The sequence below is a fragment of the Actinoplanes sp. NBC_00393 genome (assembly GCF_036053395.1).
Taxonomy (GTDB): domain Bacteria; phylum Actinomycetota; class Actinomycetes; order Mycobacteriales; family Micromonosporaceae; genus Actinoplanes.
This window is the reverse complement of record NZ_CP107942.1, coordinates 6,457,724-6,476,305: the sequence shown is the minus strand read 5'-3', so window position 1 is coordinate 6,476,305 and position 18,582 is coordinate 6,457,724. Positions and strand designations below refer to the sequence as shown.

The 18,582-nt window shown below is 70.2% G+C and carries 15 protein-coding genes; 11 read left to right on the top strand and 4 right to left on the bottom strand.

The genetic code is table 11. From position 1 onward, the window contains the following. Positions 1-51 precede the first annotated feature (51 nt). On the top strand, positions 52-705 hold the full coding sequence (locus OHA21_RS30095; RefSeq protein WP_328460551.1) for an ABC transporter ATP-binding protein: 654 nt from the start codon (positions 52-54) through the stop codon (positions 703-705). Positions 706-1,310: 605 nt separating this feature from the next. Here the strand turns inward: OHA21_RS30095 and OHA21_RS30090 are convergent. After that, on the bottom strand, positions 1,311-2,153 hold the full coding sequence (locus OHA21_RS30090; protein WP_328460549.1) for an ABC transporter ATP-binding protein: 843 nt from the start codon (positions 2,151-2,153) through the stop codon (positions 1,311-1,313). A gap of 47 nt (positions 2,154-2,200) precedes the next feature. Here OHA21_RS30090 and OHA21_RS30085 point away from each other — a divergent pair, with 47 nt between their 5' ends. From OHA21_RS30085 to OHA21_RS30075, 3 genes are all read left to right on the top strand, one after another. Beyond that, positions 2,201-3,139, top strand: a complete 939-nt coding sequence (locus tag OHA21_RS30085; RefSeq protein ID WP_328460547.1) for a ribose-phosphate diphosphokinase — start codon at positions 2,201-2,203, stop codon at positions 3,137-3,139. A 50-nt stretch (positions 3,140-3,189) separates the two neighbouring features. Continuing rightward, positions 3,190-5,220 (top strand): hybrid sensor histidine kinase/response regulator, encoded by a 2,031-nt coding sequence (locus tag OHA21_RS30080; RefSeq protein WP_328460545.1) that lies wholly within the window; start codon positions 3,190-3,192, stop codon positions 5,218-5,220. A 212-nt stretch (positions 5,221-5,432) separates the two neighbouring features. Continuing rightward, the gene (locus OHA21_RS30075) at positions 5,433-6,965 is read left to right on the top strand and encodes a serine/threonine-protein kinase (RefSeq protein ID WP_328460543.1); all 1,533 of its coding nucleotides are present in this window, start codon (positions 5,433-5,435) and stop codon (positions 6,963-6,965) included. A 448-nt stretch (positions 6,966-7,413) separates the two neighbouring features. Here the strand turns inward: OHA21_RS30075 and OHA21_RS30070 are convergent, their stop codons facing one another. Together OHA21_RS30070 and OHA21_RS30065 are read right to left on the bottom strand one after the other, a co-directional pair. Continuing rightward, the gene (locus tag OHA21_RS30070; RefSeq protein ID WP_328460541.1) at positions 7,414-7,692 is read right to left on the bottom strand and encodes a PLD nuclease N-terminal domain-containing protein; all 279 of its coding nucleotides are present in this window, start codon (positions 7,690-7,692) and stop codon (positions 7,414-7,416) included. Between the two features lie 252 nt (positions 7,693-7,944). After that, a complete protein-coding gene (locus OHA21_RS30065) occupies positions 7,945-8,727 on the bottom strand; it encodes an SGNH/GDSL hydrolase family protein (RefSeq protein ID WP_328460539.1) in 783 nt (260 codons plus the stop codon). A gap of 239 nt (positions 8,728-8,966) precedes the next feature. Between OHA21_RS30065 and OHA21_RS30060 the strand changes: the two genes are divergently transcribed. Then, on the top strand, positions 8,967-9,341 hold the full coding sequence (locus tag OHA21_RS30060) for a hypothetical protein (protein ID WP_328460537.1): 375 nt from the start codon (positions 8,967-8,969) through the stop codon (positions 9,339-9,341). A 159-nt stretch (positions 9,342-9,500) separates the two neighbouring features. Here OHA21_RS30060 and OHA21_RS30055 read toward each other — a convergent pair whose 3' ends face one another. Then, positions 9,501-10,508, bottom strand: a complete 1,008-nt coding sequence (locus tag OHA21_RS30055) for a LacI family DNA-binding transcriptional regulator (RefSeq protein ID WP_328460535.1) — start codon at positions 10,506-10,508, stop codon at positions 9,501-9,503. Between the two features lie 133 nt (positions 10,509-10,641). Here OHA21_RS30055 and OHA21_RS30050 point away from each other — a divergent pair, with 133 nt between their 5' ends. The 6 genes from OHA21_RS30050 (at position 10,642) to OHA21_RS30025 (ending at position 18,542) form a co-directional block, all read left to right on the top strand. Further along, positions 10,642-12,597, top strand: coding sequence for a beta-galactosidase (locus tag OHA21_RS30050; protein ID WP_328460533.1), 1,956 nt, complete (start codon positions 10,642-10,644; stop codon positions 12,595-12,597). After that, positions 12,594-13,451, top strand: coding sequence for a carbohydrate ABC transporter permease (locus tag OHA21_RS30045; RefSeq protein WP_328460531.1), 858 nt, complete (start codon positions 12,594-12,596; stop codon positions 13,449-13,451). Before OHA21_RS30050 ends, OHA21_RS30045 begins: the two co-directional genes overlap by 4 nt. Beyond that, positions 13,448-14,275 carry a carbohydrate ABC transporter permease gene (locus OHA21_RS30040; protein WP_328460529.1) on the top strand — a complete coding sequence of 276 codons (828 nt, stop codon included), beginning with the start codon at positions 13,448-13,450 and terminating at the stop codon, positions 14,273-14,275. The genes OHA21_RS30045 and OHA21_RS30040 overlap by 4 nt, the downstream gene beginning before the upstream one ends. A gap of 20 nt (positions 14,276-14,295) precedes the next feature. Beyond that, positions 14,296-15,621 carry an ABC transporter substrate-binding protein gene (locus OHA21_RS30035; protein WP_328460527.1) on the top strand — a complete coding sequence of 442 codons (1,326 nt, stop codon included), beginning with the start codon at positions 14,296-14,298 and terminating at the stop codon, positions 15,619-15,621. After that, a complete protein-coding gene (locus tag OHA21_RS30030) occupies positions 15,618-17,660 on the top strand; it encodes an alpha-galactosidase (protein ID WP_328460525.1) in 2,043 nt (680 codons plus the stop codon). Before OHA21_RS30035 ends, OHA21_RS30030 begins: the two co-directional genes overlap by 4 nt. Before the next feature lie 96 nt (positions 17,661-17,756). Then, positions 17,757-18,542, top strand: coding sequence for a hypothetical protein (locus tag OHA21_RS30025; RefSeq protein ID WP_328460523.1), 786 nt, complete (start codon positions 17,757-17,759; stop codon positions 18,540-18,542). Positions 18,543-18,582 lie beyond the last annotated feature (40 nt).

The following is an 18,582-nucleotide window of genomic DNA, read 5'->3' as shown; positions in this document are numbered from 1 at the left end:
CCTGCACCGCCGGGCGATCAGATAGATTCCGGGCAACATTGAGGAGTGGCGATGCGGACGCTGACGTTGGACGGGGCCGACCTGGCATACGCGGGGAACGAGCCGGTGCTGCGCGGGATCACGGTGACGGCCCGGCCGGGTGAGCTGCTCGCGGTCACCGGCACCTCGGGCGCGGGCAAGACCACCCTGCTCAGCGCGATGGCCGGGATGCTGCCGCCGCGCATCGGGACGGTCGCGGTCGACGGCGAGCCGGTGGGGGACCGGGATCGTGCGGTCGCCCAGGGCGTCGTACTGATCCCGCAGGACAACGGGCTGGCCGCGATCCTCACCGCGGCCGAGAACATCGCGGTCGCGGTGATCGCCACCGGTGGTTCGCCGGCCGACGCCCGCCGGCGGACCGCCGAGGCGCTGGACGCCCTCGGCCTCTCCGGCCAGGCCAACCAGTTGATCGACGAGCTCTCCGGCGGCCAGCAGCAGCGTACGGCGATCGCCCGCGGGATCGCCCTGCACGGCAACGTGGTGCTCGCCGACGAGGTGACCAGCGAACTGGACGCGGCCAACCGCCAGCGCGTCCTGGAGCTGCTCCGCGCCGAGGCCACCCGCGGCGCCGCCGTCGTACTCGCCACCCACGACCCGGAGGCCGCTGCCACCTGCGACCGCGAACTGCACCTCGCCGACGGCGAAGCCGTCTGGGCCCGCCCGTAGCCCTCCAGGCCCGCCCGTAGCCCTCCAGCTGACCGCCACTGCTGCCTCCCAGCCTGGGAGACAGCACTGACCGTCAGCCGACCCACCCAGCTGACCGTGAGTGTCCCTTCGCAGCGCGCGAAGCAGCACTGGGCGTCAGCCGTCCAGTCCGGCTGACCGTGAGTGTTGCTTTGATGCGCGGGAGGCAGCGCTGGGCGTCAGCTGGTCTGTCCGGCTGACCGTGAGTGTCGCTTTGAAGCGTGGGAGGCAGCGCTGGGCGTCAGCTGGTCTGTCCGGCTGACCGTGAGTGTCGCTTTGATGCGCGGGAGGCAGCGCTGGGCGTCAGCTGGTCTGTCCGGCTGACCGTGAGTGTCGCTTTGAAGCGTGGGAGGCAGCGCTGGGCGTCAGCTGCTCTGTCCGGCTGACCGTGAGTGTCGCTTTGAAGCGCGCGAAGCAGCACTGGGCGTCAGCCCAGTGGGGGCGTGCGGCCTGGACGGCTGTAGGAAAGCCGGCACCGAGCGAAAGCCTGCATGGGCCCGGCGGCCGCCGGGCGGCCTTGAGTGGCACCCGGGCCGCGCGGTGCTCAGGGGACGGTGAAAATGCGGCGGGACGGGCTTGTCCCGTACTCAGACCGGGGTTTCTGCTCCTCCCGGCACCAGAGTGACCTCGCCGTCCACGTGCTGCACCGTGAACAGGGTGCCCGGCGGGTAGGAACCGAGCACGTCCGGCGGCAGCTGGACCGTGCCGTCCCCGGCGACCACCGCGAAATCCTGCCCGTCGCGCCCCTCGGCGCCGACGCGGCCGTCGCGGATGGTGACCGCGCGGCCCAGCCGGGCGCCCACCTCGTTGTCGTGCGTGACCACCACGATCGTGGTGTGGCGTTCCTCGTTCACCGTTTCGAGCGCGTCGAGCACCTCGTCGCGGCCCGCGGTGTCCAGCCGGCTGGTCGGCTCGTCGACCAGCAGGAGGCCGGGACCTGCGGCGATGCCGACCGCGAGGGCGGCGCGCTGGCGGCCGCCGGGGGTGAGGTCGGCGAGCCGGCGGCGGCCCTGGCCGGGGAGGCCGACCAGGTCGAGGATGCGGTCCGGGTCGTCGAGTTTGATGCCGCGAGTGTGTGCGGCGCGGCGCTGCGCCAGCCAGATGTTGCGGTGCAGCGAGGCGTACGGCAGCAGGTTGCGCGCGGCACCCTGCAGGACCACGCCGATCTCGGTGCCACGCAGCCGGGAGATCTCGCCGTCGGAGAGTTTGCCCATGTCGTAGGTGCCGACGTTGATCCGGCCGGCGGACGGCCGCATCAGGCCGGCGAGCAGGGCGATCAGCGTGGATTTGCCGGAGCCGGACGGGCCGACCAGGGCGAGCGTCTCGCCGGGCGCGATGGAGAGGTCGACGCCGGCGAGGGCGACCACGTCGCCGGCCTCGGCGCGGTAGATATGTACCACTCGCCGGCAGGCGACAGCCAGTCCGTTCATGACGCCCAAACTAATCAACGGGGGCCACTATGAATAGGGTGTTCCCCGTGCGTGACATCGCCGTTTTCACCGGATCTGCCCATCCCGAGCTGGCCGCCGAGATCTGCGAGCACCTCGCGGTGCCTCTGATGCCCACCCGGATCTCCCGGTTCGCCAACGACTGCATCGAGGTGCAGCTGCAGGGGAACTGCCGGGAGCGGGACGTTTTCCTGATCCAGCCGCTCGTCCCTCCGACCCAGGAGCACCTCGCTGAGCTGCTCTTCATGCTCGACGCCGCCCGGGGCGCGTCGGCCGGCCGGATCACCGTGGTCCTGCCGCATTACGCGTACGCCCGCAGCGACAAGAAGGACGCCCCGCGCATCTCGATCGGGGGACGTCTGGTCGCCGATCTGCTGACCACCGCCGGCGCCGACCGGGTGCTGGCGATGACCCTGCACTCGCCGCAGGTGCACGGGTTCTTCAGCATCCCGGTCGACCACCTGCACGCGCTGCGCGAGCTGGCCAACCACTTCCGCGGCTACGACCTGTCGAACACCGTCGTCGTCTCGCCGGACCTCGGCAACGCGAAGGAGGCCGCGGCGTTCGCCCGGATGCTCGGCATCGAGGTGGCGGCCGGCGCCAAGCAGCGGTACGCCGACGACAAGGTGGTGATCAGCTCGGTGATCGGTGAGGTCGCCGACCGGGACGTGATCGTGCTGGACGACGAGATCGCCAAGGGCAGCACGGTCTTCGAGCTGCTGGCCCGGCTCCGCGAGCGCAACGTCCGCAGCGTCCGGGTCGCCTGTACGCACGGCCTGTTCACCAACGACGCGGTGCAGCGGCTCTCCGCGGAGAAGGAGATCGAGGAGATCGTCTGCACGAACACCGTGCCGATCCCGAAGCGGAACCGCACCGACAAGCTGACCATCCTGTCGGTCGCGCCGGCTCTGGCCGAGGCGATGCGCCGGATCCACAACGGCGAGTCGGTAAGCGCCCTTTTCTCATAAAACGGCCTCATGAGGGGCGTCCAACGCGAATCATGTTTCGCATGGGTGTCATGGCTTACCCCCTCCGGTACGCGCTCGCCGACCTGGCCCTCGCTCTCAGCCGAGCGGCGGCGGACCCGGCCGAGGTCCGTTCTACGGCTGCCCGCGCCGCCGCCGACATGATCGGTGACGGCGCGGGCGTCCAACTGCTCCGTGACGACGGGATGTACGAGGAGATCTCGTACCACCACCTGGACGACGAACGCTCGGGTCTGCTGGCCCGGGCGCTCGACCGGACCGGCCAGTCACCCGACGACGAGTACTCGACCACGCTCGCGGCGAGTCGCCGCCCGATCGTGCTGGCCGGTGAGTCGGCGGCGGCGCTGAGCACCCCGGAGCACAGCATCACCGCCGCGGTGCTCTGCCCGGTGATCGTCGACAACACGTACTCCGGCTACCTGATCCTGACCCGGCACACCCCGGACGCCTTCTACTCCACGCCCGAGGTGGAGCTGGCCCGGGACATCGCCGGGGAAGTCTCGCTGGCGGTGTCGAGCGCCCGGGCGCAGGAACGGCTGCGCGCATCCGAGGAGCGGTACCGCCGGGTGCTCGAGACCATCCCGGAGGGTGTGCTCCAGCTCGACCCGGAGGGCGTCGCCACGTACGCGAACGAGCCGATCGGCGTGGTCCTGGGCATGCCCCGGGCCGAGCTGATCGGGGTGTCGCTGCGCGGCTTCCTCGACAACGTCGGCCAGAAGGAGCTGGACCGGCGGATCGCCGAGTGCCGGACCGGCCGGTCGACGGTCGGCGCCACCCGCCTGATGCGGGCCGACGGTTCCCGGCGCAGCGTGCGGATCAGCATGATGCCGGCCCTCGACGACCACGGCGAGTTCGCCGGCGTGCTCTGCATGATCACCGACACCACCGATCACATCGACGCCCGCGGCCTGAAGCGCCAGCTCGACCACCTGCGCCGGCTGGACAGCCTGGGCCAGTTGATCGGCGGTCTGTCGCACGACTTCAACAACCTGATGACCGTGGTGGCCGGCTCGGCCGACATGATCCTGACGACCTCCGAGGAGGACTCGCCGCATCAGCAGCTGGCCAAGGACATCCTGGACGCGGTCAACAAGGGGCGGACCCTGACCCACCAGCTGCTGGCGTTCGGCCGCAGCGAGGGCAACCGGCCCGAGGTGATCCCGATCCCGGACCTGCTCACCGACGTGCAGACGCTGTTCAGCCGGACCCTTGGCGAGCACATCGGTCTGGACCTGACGTTCGGGGCGGACGTGTGGCCGATCAAGGCCGAGCGCGGTCCGCTGGAGCAGGCGCTGGTCAACCTGGCCGCGAACGCCCGGGACGCGATGCTGCACGGCGGCATGCTCCGGGTGGCCGCCACGAACGAGGTGATCGAGCCGGGGCAGCTGGCCGAGGGCGCGCCCAACGGCAAGCTGGTGCACCTGGTGGTGACCGACACCGGCGTCGGGATGGACGACGAGACCCGCCGTCGCGCCCTGGAGCCGTTCTTCACCACCCGGCCGACCGCTGCCGGGCTGGGCCTGGCCACCACCGCCGGCATCGTGGCGAACCTGGGCGGGCACATCGAGCTGGAGTCGCAGCCGCGGATCGGTACGACCGTGCACATCTACCTGCCGGCCGCCGAGCAGCAGAAGGCGCCGTCCGGCGACCGCAAGGAGAAGTCGGCCGTGATCGGCCGGGTCCTGATCGTCGAGGACCAGCCGGACGTCGCCCAGCTGGTGCAGCGGCTGATCGCGCCGGCCGGGTACGAGATCACGGTGGCGACGGACGCGCTGATGGCGGTCACCCAGGTGGCCTCCGGCGCGCGGCCGGACCTGCTGATCACCGACGTGGTGATGCCGACGATGACCGGACCGGAGCTGGCCGGCGCGTTGCGTACGCATCAGCCGGATCTGCCGGTGCTCTTCATGTCGGGTTACACGGCGGCGTCGCTCGGCCCGCAGCTGCATCTGGACGACAACAGCATGCTGCTGGAGAAGCCGTTCACCCGGTCCACACTGCTGGGTGCGATCCGGTCGCTGTGTGGTCCGCAACCCGTGAACGACGGGACCAGAACCCAGTGACGGTAGGAGGCTGACTCGTACCGAAGGGTGCGAAACCGGGCCACGAAGCTTGCCAGCTGATACGGACAAACCGCAGTATTCCGGGGCATTGCCGTCATCGGAAGGACCGCGGAGTGACCCAGGATCCCACAGATAGCGGCCGTTGTGTGGGTAATTCGTACCTTTTGGAGAAAATAATCGGGCAGGGTGCCACCGGCACCGTCTGGCAGGGCGTGGAACGCTCCACGGGCGAGCCGGTGGCGATCAAGCTACTGCACGAGAGCCTGCTGCGGCAGCCGCGGCTGGTCACCCGGTTCGTGCAGGAGCGGACCATCCTGCTGATGCTGCGCCATCGGCACGTGGTCCGCGTCCGCGACCTGTTCAGCGTGGGCGAGAGCCTCGGCCTCGTGATGGACCTGGTCGACGGCGGCAGCCTGCGCGACCACCTGAACCGGGACGGCACGATGCCGCCCGCCGAGGCCGTCCGGCTGGCCGGGCAGGTCGCTGCCGCCCTGGCCGAGGCGCACGAACTCGGCATCATCCACCGCGACCTCAAGCCGGACAACATCCTGCTCTGCACCGAGGACGGACAGCTGCAGACCCGCCTTACCGACTTCGGCATCGCCCGGATCCTCAACCTGCCGAGCATGACCACGCCGAACGCGGTCGTCGGCACGCCGCACTACATGGCGCCGGAAGCGTTCCACGGCACCACGCCGAGCCCGGCCACCGACGTCTACGCCCTCGGCGTGCTGCTCTACGAACTCGTCTCCGGGGAGCCGCCGTACAGCAGCGACTCCATCCCGGACCTCATGCGCATGCACGCCGAAGGCAACCCGGAACGTCGCCCCGGCATCCCCGACGACCTCTGGCAACTCATCACGGCGTGCCTCGCGAGCAAGCCACGCCTGCGGCCCAGCGCCGCCGAACTCGTCACCGCCCTCAACGGCCTGGCCGCCGGCATCGGTGATGTGCCGGCCCTGCCCCTCCCGCCGCGCCCCAGCAGCCCGGGCCCCGACTCGCTGCCCGCCCGGGTGCCGCCACCGCGCCGCCGGGCGCTGCGCAACGACCCGCCGCGCAACCGCTGGATCCGTCCGGGCGCGACCGCCGCGGTGGTCGCCGGCACCATGCTCGCCTCCGGCATCGCCACCACGGCCTGGCATCTGGGCCGGACCCGCGAGGAGCCGCTCACGGTGATCGTCGCCCCCAGTGCGCCGCCGGCCGGTCCGTCAGCCGCGCCCCGGCGCGCCGCGTCGCAGCCTTCGGCCACCCGGCCTGCGCGGACACGCAAGGCCGCACGGGGAGTCGCGCTTCCCGCACCCAAACCCCATGCGGCGGTACGCGCTAAGCCCCCCGCCGCCACCCGGAACACGACCCGGTCGCCGCTGCCGGAGGCGAAGCCTTACGGGCCGTGGCAGTGCTCGCAGAACTTCGTTTTCGACGTGGCCACGCGTACCCCGCTCGGTCCCCGCCCATGCCACTCGGTCGGCCGCGACGTGCAGTTCCAGGCCTCGCTCACCGCACCGGCCGGCGGCCGTGGCCGCATCGAGGTCCGCCTCGAAGAGGCCCGGACCGGCCGCACCGTCGGCAGCCCGGCCACCTGCGCCGACCTCTCGTTCACCAGGGAATCCTTCACCCACGAGTGCGGCCCGGCGGGCGCGAGGCCGCTGCGCGGGCGCACCTACGCGGTCGTCATGTCCTACCGCTACGAGCGCGACGGCCGCACCGCCACCAACACGACGCGAGGCCGCCCCTTCACGTTCTGAACGACCCGGCGCCCGGATGGCGCCCGGCCCGCGCCCAGACGGCGGCCGGCGCGGCTGGCGGCTGGCCCGCGCCCAGACAGCGGCCGACCTGTGCCCGGATGGCGGCCGGCCCGGCGCCCGGATGGCGGCCGGCTTGCGCCCGGATGGCGGCCGGCCTGCGCTCGGATGGCGGCCGGCCCGGCGCCCGGATGGCGGCCGGCTTGCGCCCGGATGGCGGCCGGCCTGCGCTCGGATGGCGGCCGGCCCGGCGCCCGGATGGCGGCCGGCTTGCGCCCGGATGGCGGCCGGCCTGCGCTCGGATGGCGGCCGGCCCGGCGCCCGGATGGCGGCCGGCCTGCGCCCGGATGGCGGCTGGCTCGTGCCCAGACGGCGGCCGGCGCGGCTGGCGGCTGGCCCGCGCCCAGACAGCGGCCGACCTGCGCCCGGACGGCGCTGTGCCGGCGGCTCGTTAGCGGTGGCGGATCGTCTCGGCGAGTTGCCGGAGGAACTCCGGGTCGTCGTCGGGCCCGCACGGCCGCGGCGCCGCGTGGATGTCGCTCGCCGAGGTGGCCCGCCCGGCCCGGAACCAGGCGATCGCACCGGCCACCGGGCAGAGCAGGATGAGCACCGCCCAGGCACCGCGCGGGAACGAGCGAATCCGCGACCGGTCGGTGGCCAGGCAGTCGATCAACGCCACCACGCTGAGCGCGACGACGATCAGGAAGAGCAGCGTGTTCACTCGGGCCATAGCGCGAAATCCTGACGGCCCCCGGCAGCCTTCCCGGTCCGGCCGAGGTGCGACCGCGTTGCACCCCGGCTGACGCTCAGCGTTGCTTCCGGGTCTGGGAAGCAGCCGTGGGTGTCAGCTGGGTGGGTTGGCTGACGTTCAGTGTTGCTTCCGGGCCTGGGAAGCAGCTGTGGGTGTCGGCTGGGTGGGTTGGCTGACGCTCAGTGTTGCTTCCGGGTCTGCGAAGCAGCCCTGCGCGTCAGCCGGGTTGGGTCAGGCGGCGGAGCCGGTGAAGGCGGGCAGGTATCCGTTGGTGTAGCCGCTGCTGTTGGGGTGGTAGGAGTTCTGCGGCGGGATGATCGTCAGACCGTTGATGAACGGCCGGGACGTGCAGACCCCGCGCCCGGCGAACTCGTCACGCACGTCGGAGTAGACGAATCCGGCGGCCTCGGCGCGCTGCTTGATCATGGCGTCCAGGGCTTCCGCTCCGCTGTTCAGGGATCGGCGCTTGGCGATGCTCATCTCGCAGAGGACCGACGACGTGCCGAAGAGCAGCGGGTAGTTCAGCACGACCACCCGGGCGTCGGGCGCCTTGGCACGGATCGCCCGGTAGGTGGCGTCCAGCTTCGCGGGCAGGGTGTTGCTGACGTACGCCTTCCCCTCGTTCACCTTGGCGGCGCACGCCGAGTCGCTGGAGGTCAGGCAGGTGATGACGGTCGGCGCGAAGCCGGCGTCGTTGCCGCCGATCGTGATGCTGACCAGGTCGGCGCCGCTGCGCATGGCCGGTACCTGGGTGTCGAGGACGTCGTCGGTGGTGGCGCCGCCGCAGGCCAGGAACTGGAACGACGCCGGGCTGTTCCGGCTGGCCCACTGGGCGGCATAACTGTAGTTGCTGCGCAGGCAGCTCCCGGACTGGCCGGGCGCGCCGACACCGCTGGAGTACGAGTCGCCGAGAGCGACGTAGTCGATGGTGCTCGCCGCCTGGGCGGGTGCGGCGATGGCGAGGCTCAACAGGGTCGAGGTGACGAGAGTGGCTAGGACGTGGGCCGTTCTCATCGATGGCCTCCGATATCCACGTGGGGATCTGGGGCCGAAGCGCTTCGGTTACCGCACAGTAAGTCAGCGTCCCGAGAAAAGGAATCCGGTGACATTCCTGTTACAGGGTAGTAACATGCATCGATGTGACCTGGGCTTATCACAAAGGGTCATGTTACGTGCGCAATCCGCATCTATCTCTCATCGGCTGTCGAGCCGATCTTCAGCGTGTTTCCAGATCAGCGGATTACCGTCGCACCATGGAAGAGAACCGAGCCCGCCGGGTGGTCCGTGAACTGCGCGACCGCAACGTGTTCGCCCATCTGAAACTTCCGCGCGCCGGCGTCACGCAGTACGGGATCCGGGTCGTCCTGGCCGACGGCCGCGAGGCAGTCTGGGACAACGACGGCACCGCCGGACTCGAGGCGCAGGTCATGCGGGACGGCGTCCTGGTCGGTTTCGTCCCGCAGATCCCCGGCTCGGAGAACTTCGGCGAGCAGCAGATCATCGATGCGATCGCCACCGCCGACTACGACCAGCCGATCGGCCGCTCCGCGCCGCCGGCCGTGCGCCGCCCGGTCCCGCCTCCGCCGCCGCCCAGCCTGGCCCAGCGCCTGCGCAGCTTCCGGGGCTGACGTCCGCCGCAACGGACCGAGGGCCGAGGGCGGAGCGGGAGGAAAGCGGACGAAGGTCGAGCGAAGGGAAAGCGGACGAAGGCTGAGCGAAAGGAAGAGGAAGAAGGCCGGGGAGGCGGAAGAAGGCCGGGGAGACAGCGCAGGAAGCGCCGCGCCCGCTCAGGCGGAGTCGCGCCAGACGATCGGGGTCGGCAGCATCTGGCCGCCCTGCTCCAGCGTCTCCCCGTTCAGCTGTCGCAGCACCAGCTGCGCCGCGCACGACCCCAGCTCCTTTGCCGGCTGGTGCACCGTGGAGAGCTGCGGCTGGCACCGCACCGCCCAGGTGCTGTCGTCGAACCCGACCACGCCGACGTCACCGGGTACGCTGCGCCCGGCTTCCCGCAGGGCCTCCAGCGCACCCGCCGCGATCGCGTCCGACGCGGCGAAGACCCCGTCGACGGCGGGGTCGGCGGCGAGCAGCGCCCGCATGCCCTTGACCCCTGATCCGTAGTCGTAGAGCGGCACCTCGGCGACCAGGGCGGGGTCGTACGCCGTACCGAGAGCGGTTTTGAATCCGGTGAGCCGGTCGATCCCGGAGTCCCGGTCGAGCGCCGCCGCGATCATGCCGATCCGCTTGCGGCCGCCGGCCAGCAGGCGGGCGGTGATCGCCCGGGCCGAGCCCACGTTGTCTATCCCGACGAACGGCAGGTTGAGTTCCGGCGGGTGGCCGACGAACGCGGCCGGCAGCGACAGGTCAGAGATCACCTTGATGATCGGGTCCCGGGTGCGGGCCGACACCACGATGGCGCCGTCCACGAAGCCGCCGCTGAGATAGCGGGCGACCCGCTCGGTGTCGCGCGCCGACTCGACGACCAGGCTGACCATCTGGTGGTCGGCGAGGGAGAGCGCGGCGTTGGCGCCGAGCATGATCGAGCCGATGTTGGGGTCGTCGAGGAAGAGCGAGTGCGGCTCGAGCGCGACGAACGCGACCGCCTGTGACCTGCGCATCTTCAGGGCGCGTGCCGCGTTGTTCGGCACGTAGCCGACCTCGGTGATCGCCGCCTCGATCGCCGCTCGGGCCTCGGCGGAAACGTACCCACCGTTCAGCACGCGGCTCACGGTGCCGCGGGAGACGCCCGCGGCGGCCGCGATGTCGTGCACGGTGGCGCGCTTGTGAGGCCGGGACATGAGATCACAGTAACGCTGCCGGTATTGACCACGTGGCCGGGCAGTCCTACTGTGTGCACGTTCACACATTCGTAACCCACGTCACAAAGCACGGAAATGTGTGCACGTGCACAGGTCCGTGACCAGGAGTTTCATGAACAACGGGATCAGCCTCGGCTGCGACTACAACCCGGAACAGTGGTCGCCCGATGTATGGCGCGAGGATGTCGCGCTGATGCGCCGGGCCGGCGTCGACCTGGTGGCCGTCAACATCTTCGGCTGGTCGAACCTGGAGCCGGGCCCCGGCCGGTACCACTTCGACGACCTGGACGAGGTCGTCGGCCTGCTGCACGACAACGGCATCCGGGTGAACCTCGGCACCGGCACCTCGTCGCCGCCGCCCTGGCTCAGCACCCTCTACCCGGAGATCCTGCCGGCCGCGGCCGACGGCACGGTCCGCTTCCCGGGTGGGCGGCAGGCCTGGTGCCCGAGCTCGCCGGTGTTCCGGGACCGGGCGTACGAGCTGGTGGACCGGGTCGGCCAGCGATACGGCAACCACCCGGCGGTGGCGCTCTGGCACGTCTCCAACGAGCTGGGCTGCCACAACGCGCTCTGCTACTGCGAGGCCAGCGCGGAGGCGTTCCGGGACTGGCTGCGCAACCGCTACCGCAAGATCGAGACGCTGAACGAGGCGTGGGGGACGTCGTTCTGGAGCCAGCGGTACGGCGACTGGGCGGAGATCCAGCCGCCCCGGCTCGCGCTCTCGCTGCGCAACCCGGCGCAGATCATCGACTTCCACCGGTTCAGCTCGGACGAGCTGCTCAGTTACTACCGGGGCGAAGCGGCCATCCTGCGCCGCCACTCGAAGACACCCGTCACCACGAACTTCATGGTCACCGCGCACATCCGCAACCTGGACTACTGGTCCTGGGCGCCGGAGATGGACGTGGTGGCGAACGACCACTACCTGGACCACCGGCTCGGTGACCCGGTCGCCGAGCTCTCCTTCGCCGCCGACCTGACCCGCGGGCTGGCCGGGGGAGCGCCCTGGATGCTCATGGAGCAGTCGGCCGGCGCGGTGAACTGGCAGCCGCACAACCTGACCAAGGCGCCGGGGGAGATGCTGCGCAACTCGCTCACCCACGTGGCCCGCGGCGCCGACTCGATCTGCTTCTTCCAGTGGCGGGCGTCCGCGCAGGGCGCCGAGAAGTTCCACTCGGCGCTGCTGCCGCACGCCGGCACCGACACCGTCGCCTGGCGGGAGGTGCTGCGGCTCTCCGAGACCCTGGACCGGATCGGCGAGGTGGCCGGCACCCGGGTGTCCGCCGACGTCGCCCTGCTCTTCAGTTGGGAGTCGTGGTGGTCGGCCGAGGGCGAGGCCCGGCCATCACAGGCGGTGCGCTACCTCGACCAGGTGCACGCCGCGTACAAGGCGTTGCGCGAACTCGGCGTGACGGCCGACGTAGTCTCCCCGGACGCCGACCTCAGCAGTTACCGGCTCGTCGTGGTGCCCTGCCTCTACATGGTCAGCGACCCGGCCGCCGAGCGGATCACCGACTACGTGAACGCCGGCGGAAACCTGCTGGTCACGTTCTTCTCCGGAATCGTCGACGAGCGGGACCGGATCCGGCTCGGCGGTTATCCCGGCGCGTTCCGGGAGGTGCTCGGCATACACGGCGAGGAGTTCGCGCCGTTGCTGCCCGGCCACGAAGTCACCCTCAGCAACGGCATGACGGGAACGCTCTGGACTGAGCGACTGCGCACGACGACAGCGGAGACGATCGCCACCTACACCGACGGGCCGCTGCCCGGCGTCCCGGCGATCACCCGCAACCAGTACGGCGACGGACAGGCCTGGTACGTGGCGACTGCGCTCGACCTGCGCGAGGTCCTGGCGACGGCGACCCGGGACGCCGGAATCCCGAGCGCCGGCGACAAGAACGTGGAGGTGGTCCGCCGCACCGGCGACGGCCGCAGCTACATGTTCGTCATCAACCACGGCACGGAGCCGGCCGAGATCGCCGCCACCGGGACCGATCTGGTCACCGGCGAACCGGTCCGCGGCCTCCTCAAACTCCAAGGCGGCGGCGTGAGCGTGATCAAAGAATGAAAAAGGCCCTGATCTTCTTCATCGCGCCGTTCGGTGTGCTGTTCACGGCCTTCTACCTGGTCCCGATCGGGTACGCGATCAAGCAGTCCCTCTACAAGGTGGAGCGCACCGGAACGTTCGGCCCGGCCCGGGAGGTCTTCGGCGGTCTGGCCCAATACCAGCGCGTCTTCACCGACGGCCCGTTCTGGGAGTCGATCGGCCGGGTGCTGCTCTTCGGCATCGTCCAGGTCCCGGTCATGCTCGGCCTCGCGCTGATCCTGGCGCTGCTGCTCGACTCCGGGCTGGTCAAGGGCCGGCGCTTCTTCCGGCTGGCGTTCTTCGTCCCGTACGCGGTGCCCGGCGTCATCGCCGCCATCATGTGGGGCTTCCTCTACTCGCCGAACCTGTCCCCGTTCACCTCGGTGACCAGCAGCGTCGACCTGCTCTCCGCGGACCTGGTGCTCTGGTCCATGGCGAACGTCGTGACCTGGGTCTACGTCGGCTACAACATGCTGATCATCTACTCGGCGCTGCTGGCCGTCCCGACCGAGGTCTACGAGGCGGCGCGGATCGACGGCGCCGGCCAGTTCCGGACCGCGTGGTCGATCAAGATCCCGCTGGTGATGCCGGCGATCGTGCTGACCACGGTCTTCTCGATCATCGGAACGCTCCAGCTGCTGGCCGAGCCGCAGGTGTTCCGCGCCTTCAGCTCCGCGGTGTCCAGCACCTACACCCCGAACCTGACCGTCTACTCCACCTCGTCCATCCCGAACTTCAACCTGGCCGCGGCGTTCTCGGTGGTCCTGGCCCTGGCCACGTGCCTGCTCTCGTTCGCGTTCCTGAAGATGACCCAGCGTCGGGGAGGCGAGCAGTGAAGAACCGCATCCTGCCCATGCTGATCATGGGGGCGGGCACCCTCTACTTCCTGGTTCCGATCTGGTGGCTGGTGGTCGGCGCGTCGAAGACCCGCAGTCAGTTCTCCAGCACCGAGCCGCTCTGGTTCGCCGACTTCGCGCTCTTCGACAACCTGGGTGAGCTCTTCGCGTACCGGGACGGGGTCTTCCTTCGGTGGCTGGGCAACAGCATCGTCTACACCGGCGGTGCGGCCCTGCTCGGCACGCTGCTGGCCGCCATGTGCGGCTACGCGCTGGCGAAGTACCGCTTCCCGGGACGGGAAGCGATCTTCAATGTGGTGCTCAGCGGCGTGCTGGTCCCGGCCACCGCGCTCGCCCTGCCGCTCTTCCTGATCTTCAGCCAGTTCGAGGCGACCAACACCTTCTGGTCGGTCTTCCTGCCCAGCCTGGTCAACCCGTTCGGCGTCTACCTGGCCCGGATCTACGCCACCGCGAGCGTGCCGGACGAGCTGCTCGAGGCGGCCCGGCTGGACGGCTCCGGCGAGATCCGGACGTTCTTCCAGGTCTCCGCCAAGCTGATGTTCCCGGCCCTGGTGACGATCTTCCTGTTCCACTTCGTCGCGGTCTGGAACAACTTCCTGCTCCCGCTGATCATGCTCGGCGAGGAGCGGCTCTTCCCGGTGACGCTCGGCCTCTACTCCTGGAACACCCAGGTCAACCAGGTCCCCGAGCTGCGCATGTTGGTGATCGTCGGCGCGCTCGTCTCGATCGTCCCGCTGGTGTTCGCGTTCCTGCTGCTCCAGCGCTTCTGGCGCAACGGCCTCGGTGCCGGCGCCGTCAAATAACCCGAGAAAGGATTCCCCCGATGCGTTCGCGTTCGCTCAGCCTCGTATTGATATCCGCGCTCGCCCTGTCCGCATGCTCGTCCGGCGGCGAGAGCGACGGCAGCGGCGATCAAGCAGCAGCCAGCTGCGCACCCTCGTCCGGGCCGGTCACGCTGAACTACACCACCTGGATCCCCGGGATCGAGAACGTGGTGAAGGCCTGGAACGACAAGAACCCGAACATCCAGGTCAAGGTGCAGACCGGCCCGAACGGCAACGGCGGCACCTACCAGAACTTCTTCAACCAGCTGAAGGCCGGCAACGCCCCCGACCTGGGCCACATCGAGTACGACGCGCTGCCCAGCTTCCGGGTGCAGGACGGCCTGACCAACCTGGCCGACTGCTCGGAGGTCGTCGCCGCGAAGGACCAGTTCGTCGACTGGACCTGGGGCCAGGTCACCTTCGGCGAGGAGAACTCGGTGTACGGCATCCCGCAGGACGCCGGCCCGATGGCGCTCTTCTACCGCAAGGACCTGTTCGAGAAGAACGGCATCCCGGTGCCGACCACCTGGGAGGAGTACGCCGCGGCGGCGGAGAAGGTGAAGGCCGCCGGCGGCTTCATCACCAACTTCTCGCAGAGCGACATCAACCAGTTCGCCGGTCTGGCCTGGCAGGCCGGTGGCCGCTGGTTCAAGAACGACGGCAACCAGTGGACCGTGAGCATGGCCGACGAGAACACCAAGAAGGTGGCCGACTACTGGCAGGGCCTGATCGACAAGAAGCTGGTCTCGGCCGTGCCGCCGTGGACCACCGAGTGGGACAACGCGTACAACACCAGCAAGGCGTGGACCTGGGTGTCCGCGGTGTGGGGCGCCAACTCGATCATGTCCGGCGCGCCGGACACGTCCGGCAAGTGGGCGGTCGCCCCGATGCCGCAGTGGGCCTCCGGTCAGACCGTCGCCGGTAACTGGGGCGGCTCGTCGACCGCGGTCTTCAAGGGCTCGAAGCACCCGTACGAGGCGGCCAAGTTCGCGCTCTGGCTGAACACCTCCGAGGAGGCGCTGACCCTGCTCAACAAGGAGGCGCAGCTCTACCCGGCGACCAAGGCCGGCGCCTCGCTGCCGGCGCTCTCCGAGGGAGTCGAGTTCTACGGCGGCCAGAAGATCTACGATGTCTTCGCGCAGGCCTCCACCCAGGTCGCGCCCGACTTCGTCTGGGGCCCGACGATGACCTCCACCTACGCCAGCGCCTCCGACGGCTTCAAGAAGGCCGTCTCCGGCAGCGGCACGCTGACCGACGCGCTCACGGCCGCCCAGGCGGCGACGATCGAGAACCTCAAGTCGCAGTCGATTCCGGTCGCCGAGTGACCGTGCTCCACCTGCGCGCCGCGGGCACCAGCCTTGTGCTGGACGCCCGCGGCGCTGCCGTTCCCACCATCCTGCACTGGGGCGCTGACCTGGGCGAGATCCCGCTTCCCGAGGTCGCCGACGCCCTTGTACCGGCGGTGCCGCCGAGCTCGATCGACGTACCGTTGCGGTTGTCTCTTCTGCCCTCCCTCTTCGAGGGATGGACCGGGCGGCCTTCGCTGTCCGCCGCGCCGGCAGCCGCCTTCCAGCTGGTCAGCGCTCATTCTCAAGACAACACAGCATCGGTACGGGCGACGAGCTCGGATTCCGCGCAAGAGGTGATCACGGAGTTGGAGATGTCCGCCGAGGGCGTCCTCCGGATCCGGCACCGCCTGATCAATAACGGTCCGGCAGCCCTCGACCTGTCCGCCCTCGACGTCCTGCTCCCGATCCCCGCCGACGCCGCCGAGCTTCTCGACTTCAGCGGGCTCTGGTCACACGAACGGCAACCGCAGCGCGCCCCGCTGCGGCACGGCGTGTGGAGCCGGGAGAGCCGGCACGGCCGTCCCGGGCACGACGACGCGTTCCTGATGATGGCCGGCGAGCCCGGTTTCGGCTTCCGGAGCGGCCGGGTCTGGGCCGTCCATCTGGCCTGGAGCGGCGACAAGCGGATCTGGGCGGAACGCTCCGCGCTCGGCTACGGCGTCCTCGGCGCCGGCGAGCTGCTCGCACCCGGCGAGATCAAACTGGCGCCGGGCGAGTCGTACACCACGCCATGGCTGGTTGCGGTCTTCTCGGACGCCGGCATCGACGGCCTCTCCGACCGCCTGCACCCGTGGATCCGTTCCCGGTCCTCGCTGCGCCACCCCCGGCCGGTCGTGCTGAACACCTGGGAGGCCGTCTACTTCGACCAGGATCTTTCCCTGCTCAGCGATCTCGTCGACGCCGCCGCCGACGTCGGGGTGGAGCGGTTCGTGCTGGACGACGGCTGGTTCACCGGCCGCCGCGACGACAAGCGGGCCCTCGGCGACTGGTACGTCGACCCCGACGTCTGGCCGGACGGCCTGCACCCGCTGATCTCTCGCGTCCAAGCGAAAGGCATGGACTTCGGCCTCTGGGTCGAACCCGAGATGATCAGCCCGGACTCGTCGCTGGCCGAGGAACACCCCGACTGGATCCTCGACCACGGCCCGACCTGGCGCTGGCAGCGGGTCCTCGACCTGAGCGTGCCCGGCGCCTACGACTACCTGCTCGAACGCCTGACCGCGCTGCTCACCGAGTACCCGATCGCGTTCCTGAAGTGGGATCACAACCGGGACCTGCTGGTCCCCGGCGTCTCGCACCGGCAGACCACCGCCCTGTACCGGCTGCTCACCGAACTGCGGGCAGCCTTCCCGCACCTGGAGATCGAGAGCTGCGCCTCCGGCGGCGCCCGGATCGACCTCGGCATCCTCGACCTGGTCGACCGGTTCTGGACCTCGGACACCAACGACCCACTGGATCGCCAGCGGATCCAGCGCTGGACCGGCGTGCTGATCCCGCCCGAATACCTCGGCGGTCACCTGGGCGCGGCCACCGCACACGTCACCGGCCGCACCTCGGCGCTCGGCTTCCGGCTGGCCACTGCTCTGTTCGGCAGCGCCGGCATCGAGTGGAACCTGACCGCTGCCACGCCCGCCGAGCGCACCCGGATGGCCGCGTGGATCACCGAGTACAAACGACTCCGCCCGCTGCTGCACTCCGGCCGCGTCGTCCGGGCCGGCGACCACCTGCACGGCGTCGTCGCCCAGGACCGCTCGCAGGCGCTCTACGCCCTGGTCGCGATCGGTTCGCCGAGCACCGCGCTGCCCGCGCCGGTCCGGTTCCCCGGCCTCGCCCCCGACCGCCGCTACACGGTCCGCCCGATCGGTACCCCGCCCAAGGTGGTGCAGGACGCCCCACCCGCCTGGCTGGCCGCCGGTTCGGTCACGCTCCCCGGCCGGGTGCTGTCCGAAGTGGGCCTGCCGATGCCGTTACTCGCACCGGAGCAGGCCCTCCTGCTCGACATCGAGGTCTGTTGATCACCGGGGCAGCGAACGTCGGGACGGTACGGTAGCGTCTGCGGCCCGGACGTCATCGCGGCGTCCCGGTCGCAACCCTCGGGGGAGGAACTACCGTTGCGTGTGAAACACCTGATCACTGTCGCCGGCGTCCTGATCGCCACCGTCCTGGCCGGCTCACCGGCACAGGCCGCGCCGAAGCCGAAGGCGGTGACGATGACGTTCTCCGCGTCGCCGGCCGGCGTCGCGCCCGGCGCGCAGGTCGTCCTGTCCGGCAAGGCCGCGCGGGGCGCCAAGGGCAATGCCGGCATCGTCGATCTCTATTTCCGCAAGGACAACGTCCGGAACTACTCCCGGATCGGGTCGGTCCGTGCCACCGCTGCCGGGAAGTTCTCCCGCACGGTGAAGGCGACTTTCTCCGGCACCTACAAGGCCGTCTACCGCGGCAACAGCAAGCGCAAGCCGGCCACCCGGTTCGACGGGCTGGCCGTGTACAAGACCACTACCACCACCGAGACGGTGTGGTCGCACGAGTCCGGTGAGGTCGACTGCCTGGCGCCGAAGCCGAACGCCTGCCAGGTCGTCTCCGACGACATCACGATCGCGGACGGGCCGCTGATGGTCCACTTCACCAAGGGCTGCGACCAGCCCAAGAGCGGTGCCGCGGTGGCGTTCACCGACTCGCCCACCAACACCCGGCCCGACGGCGCGGCCTACCCGGCCAGTCCGGGGTGGCGCCTCTTCCCGTACGGGGTCGGCCCGGCCGACTTCGACCTGGCGCCGGACGTGACCCACGGGCACTTCTTCATCAACGTGAACAGCAGTGCCTACTACCCGGGCCCGGGCATGTGCCGGTTCTCGTTCACCGCGACGCAGGAGATCACCACCACGACCCGGATCTGAGGGTGCCGGCTGGTCCGCTCCAGCGGACCAGCCGTCGCCG

Bases quoted from the DNA above. Each gene is read 5' to 3' on its own strand.
- OHA21_RS30095 (WP_328460551.1), top strand. From the start codon at position 52: ATGCGGACGCTGACGTTGGACGGGGCCGACCTGGCATACGCGGGGAAC.
- OHA21_RS30090 (WP_328460549.1), bottom strand. From the start codon at position 2,153: ATGAACGGACTGGCTGTCGCCTGCCGGCGAGTGGTACATATCTACCGC.
- OHA21_RS30080 (WP_328460545.1), top strand. From the start codon at position 3,190: ATGGCTTACCCCCTCCGGTACGCGCTCGCCGACCTGGCCCTCGCTCTC.
- OHA21_RS30070 (WP_328460541.1), bottom strand. From the start codon at position 7,692: ATGGCCCGAGTGAACACGCTGCTCTTCCTGATCGTCGTCGCGCTCAGC.
- OHA21_RS30065 (WP_328460539.1), bottom strand. From the start codon at position 8,727: ATGAGAACGGCCCACGTCCTAGCCACTCTCGTCACCTCGACCCTGTTG.
- OHA21_RS30060 (WP_328460537.1), top strand. From the start codon at position 8,967: ATGGAAGAGAACCGAGCCCGCCGGGTGGTCCGTGAACTGCGCGACCGC.
- OHA21_RS30055 (WP_328460535.1), bottom strand. From the start codon at position 10,508: ATGTCCCGGCCTCACAAGCGCGCCACCGTGCACGACATCGCGGCCGCC.
- OHA21_RS30050 (WP_328460533.1), top strand. From the start codon at position 10,642: ATGAACAACGGGATCAGCCTCGGCTGCGACTACAACCCGGAACAGTGG.
- OHA21_RS30045 (WP_328460531.1), top strand. From the start codon at position 12,594: ATGAAAAAGGCCCTGATCTTCTTCATCGCGCCGTTCGGTGTGCTGTTC.
- OHA21_RS30035 (WP_328460527.1), top strand. From the start codon at position 14,296: ATGCGTTCGCGTTCGCTCAGCCTCGTATTGATATCCGCGCTCGCCCTG.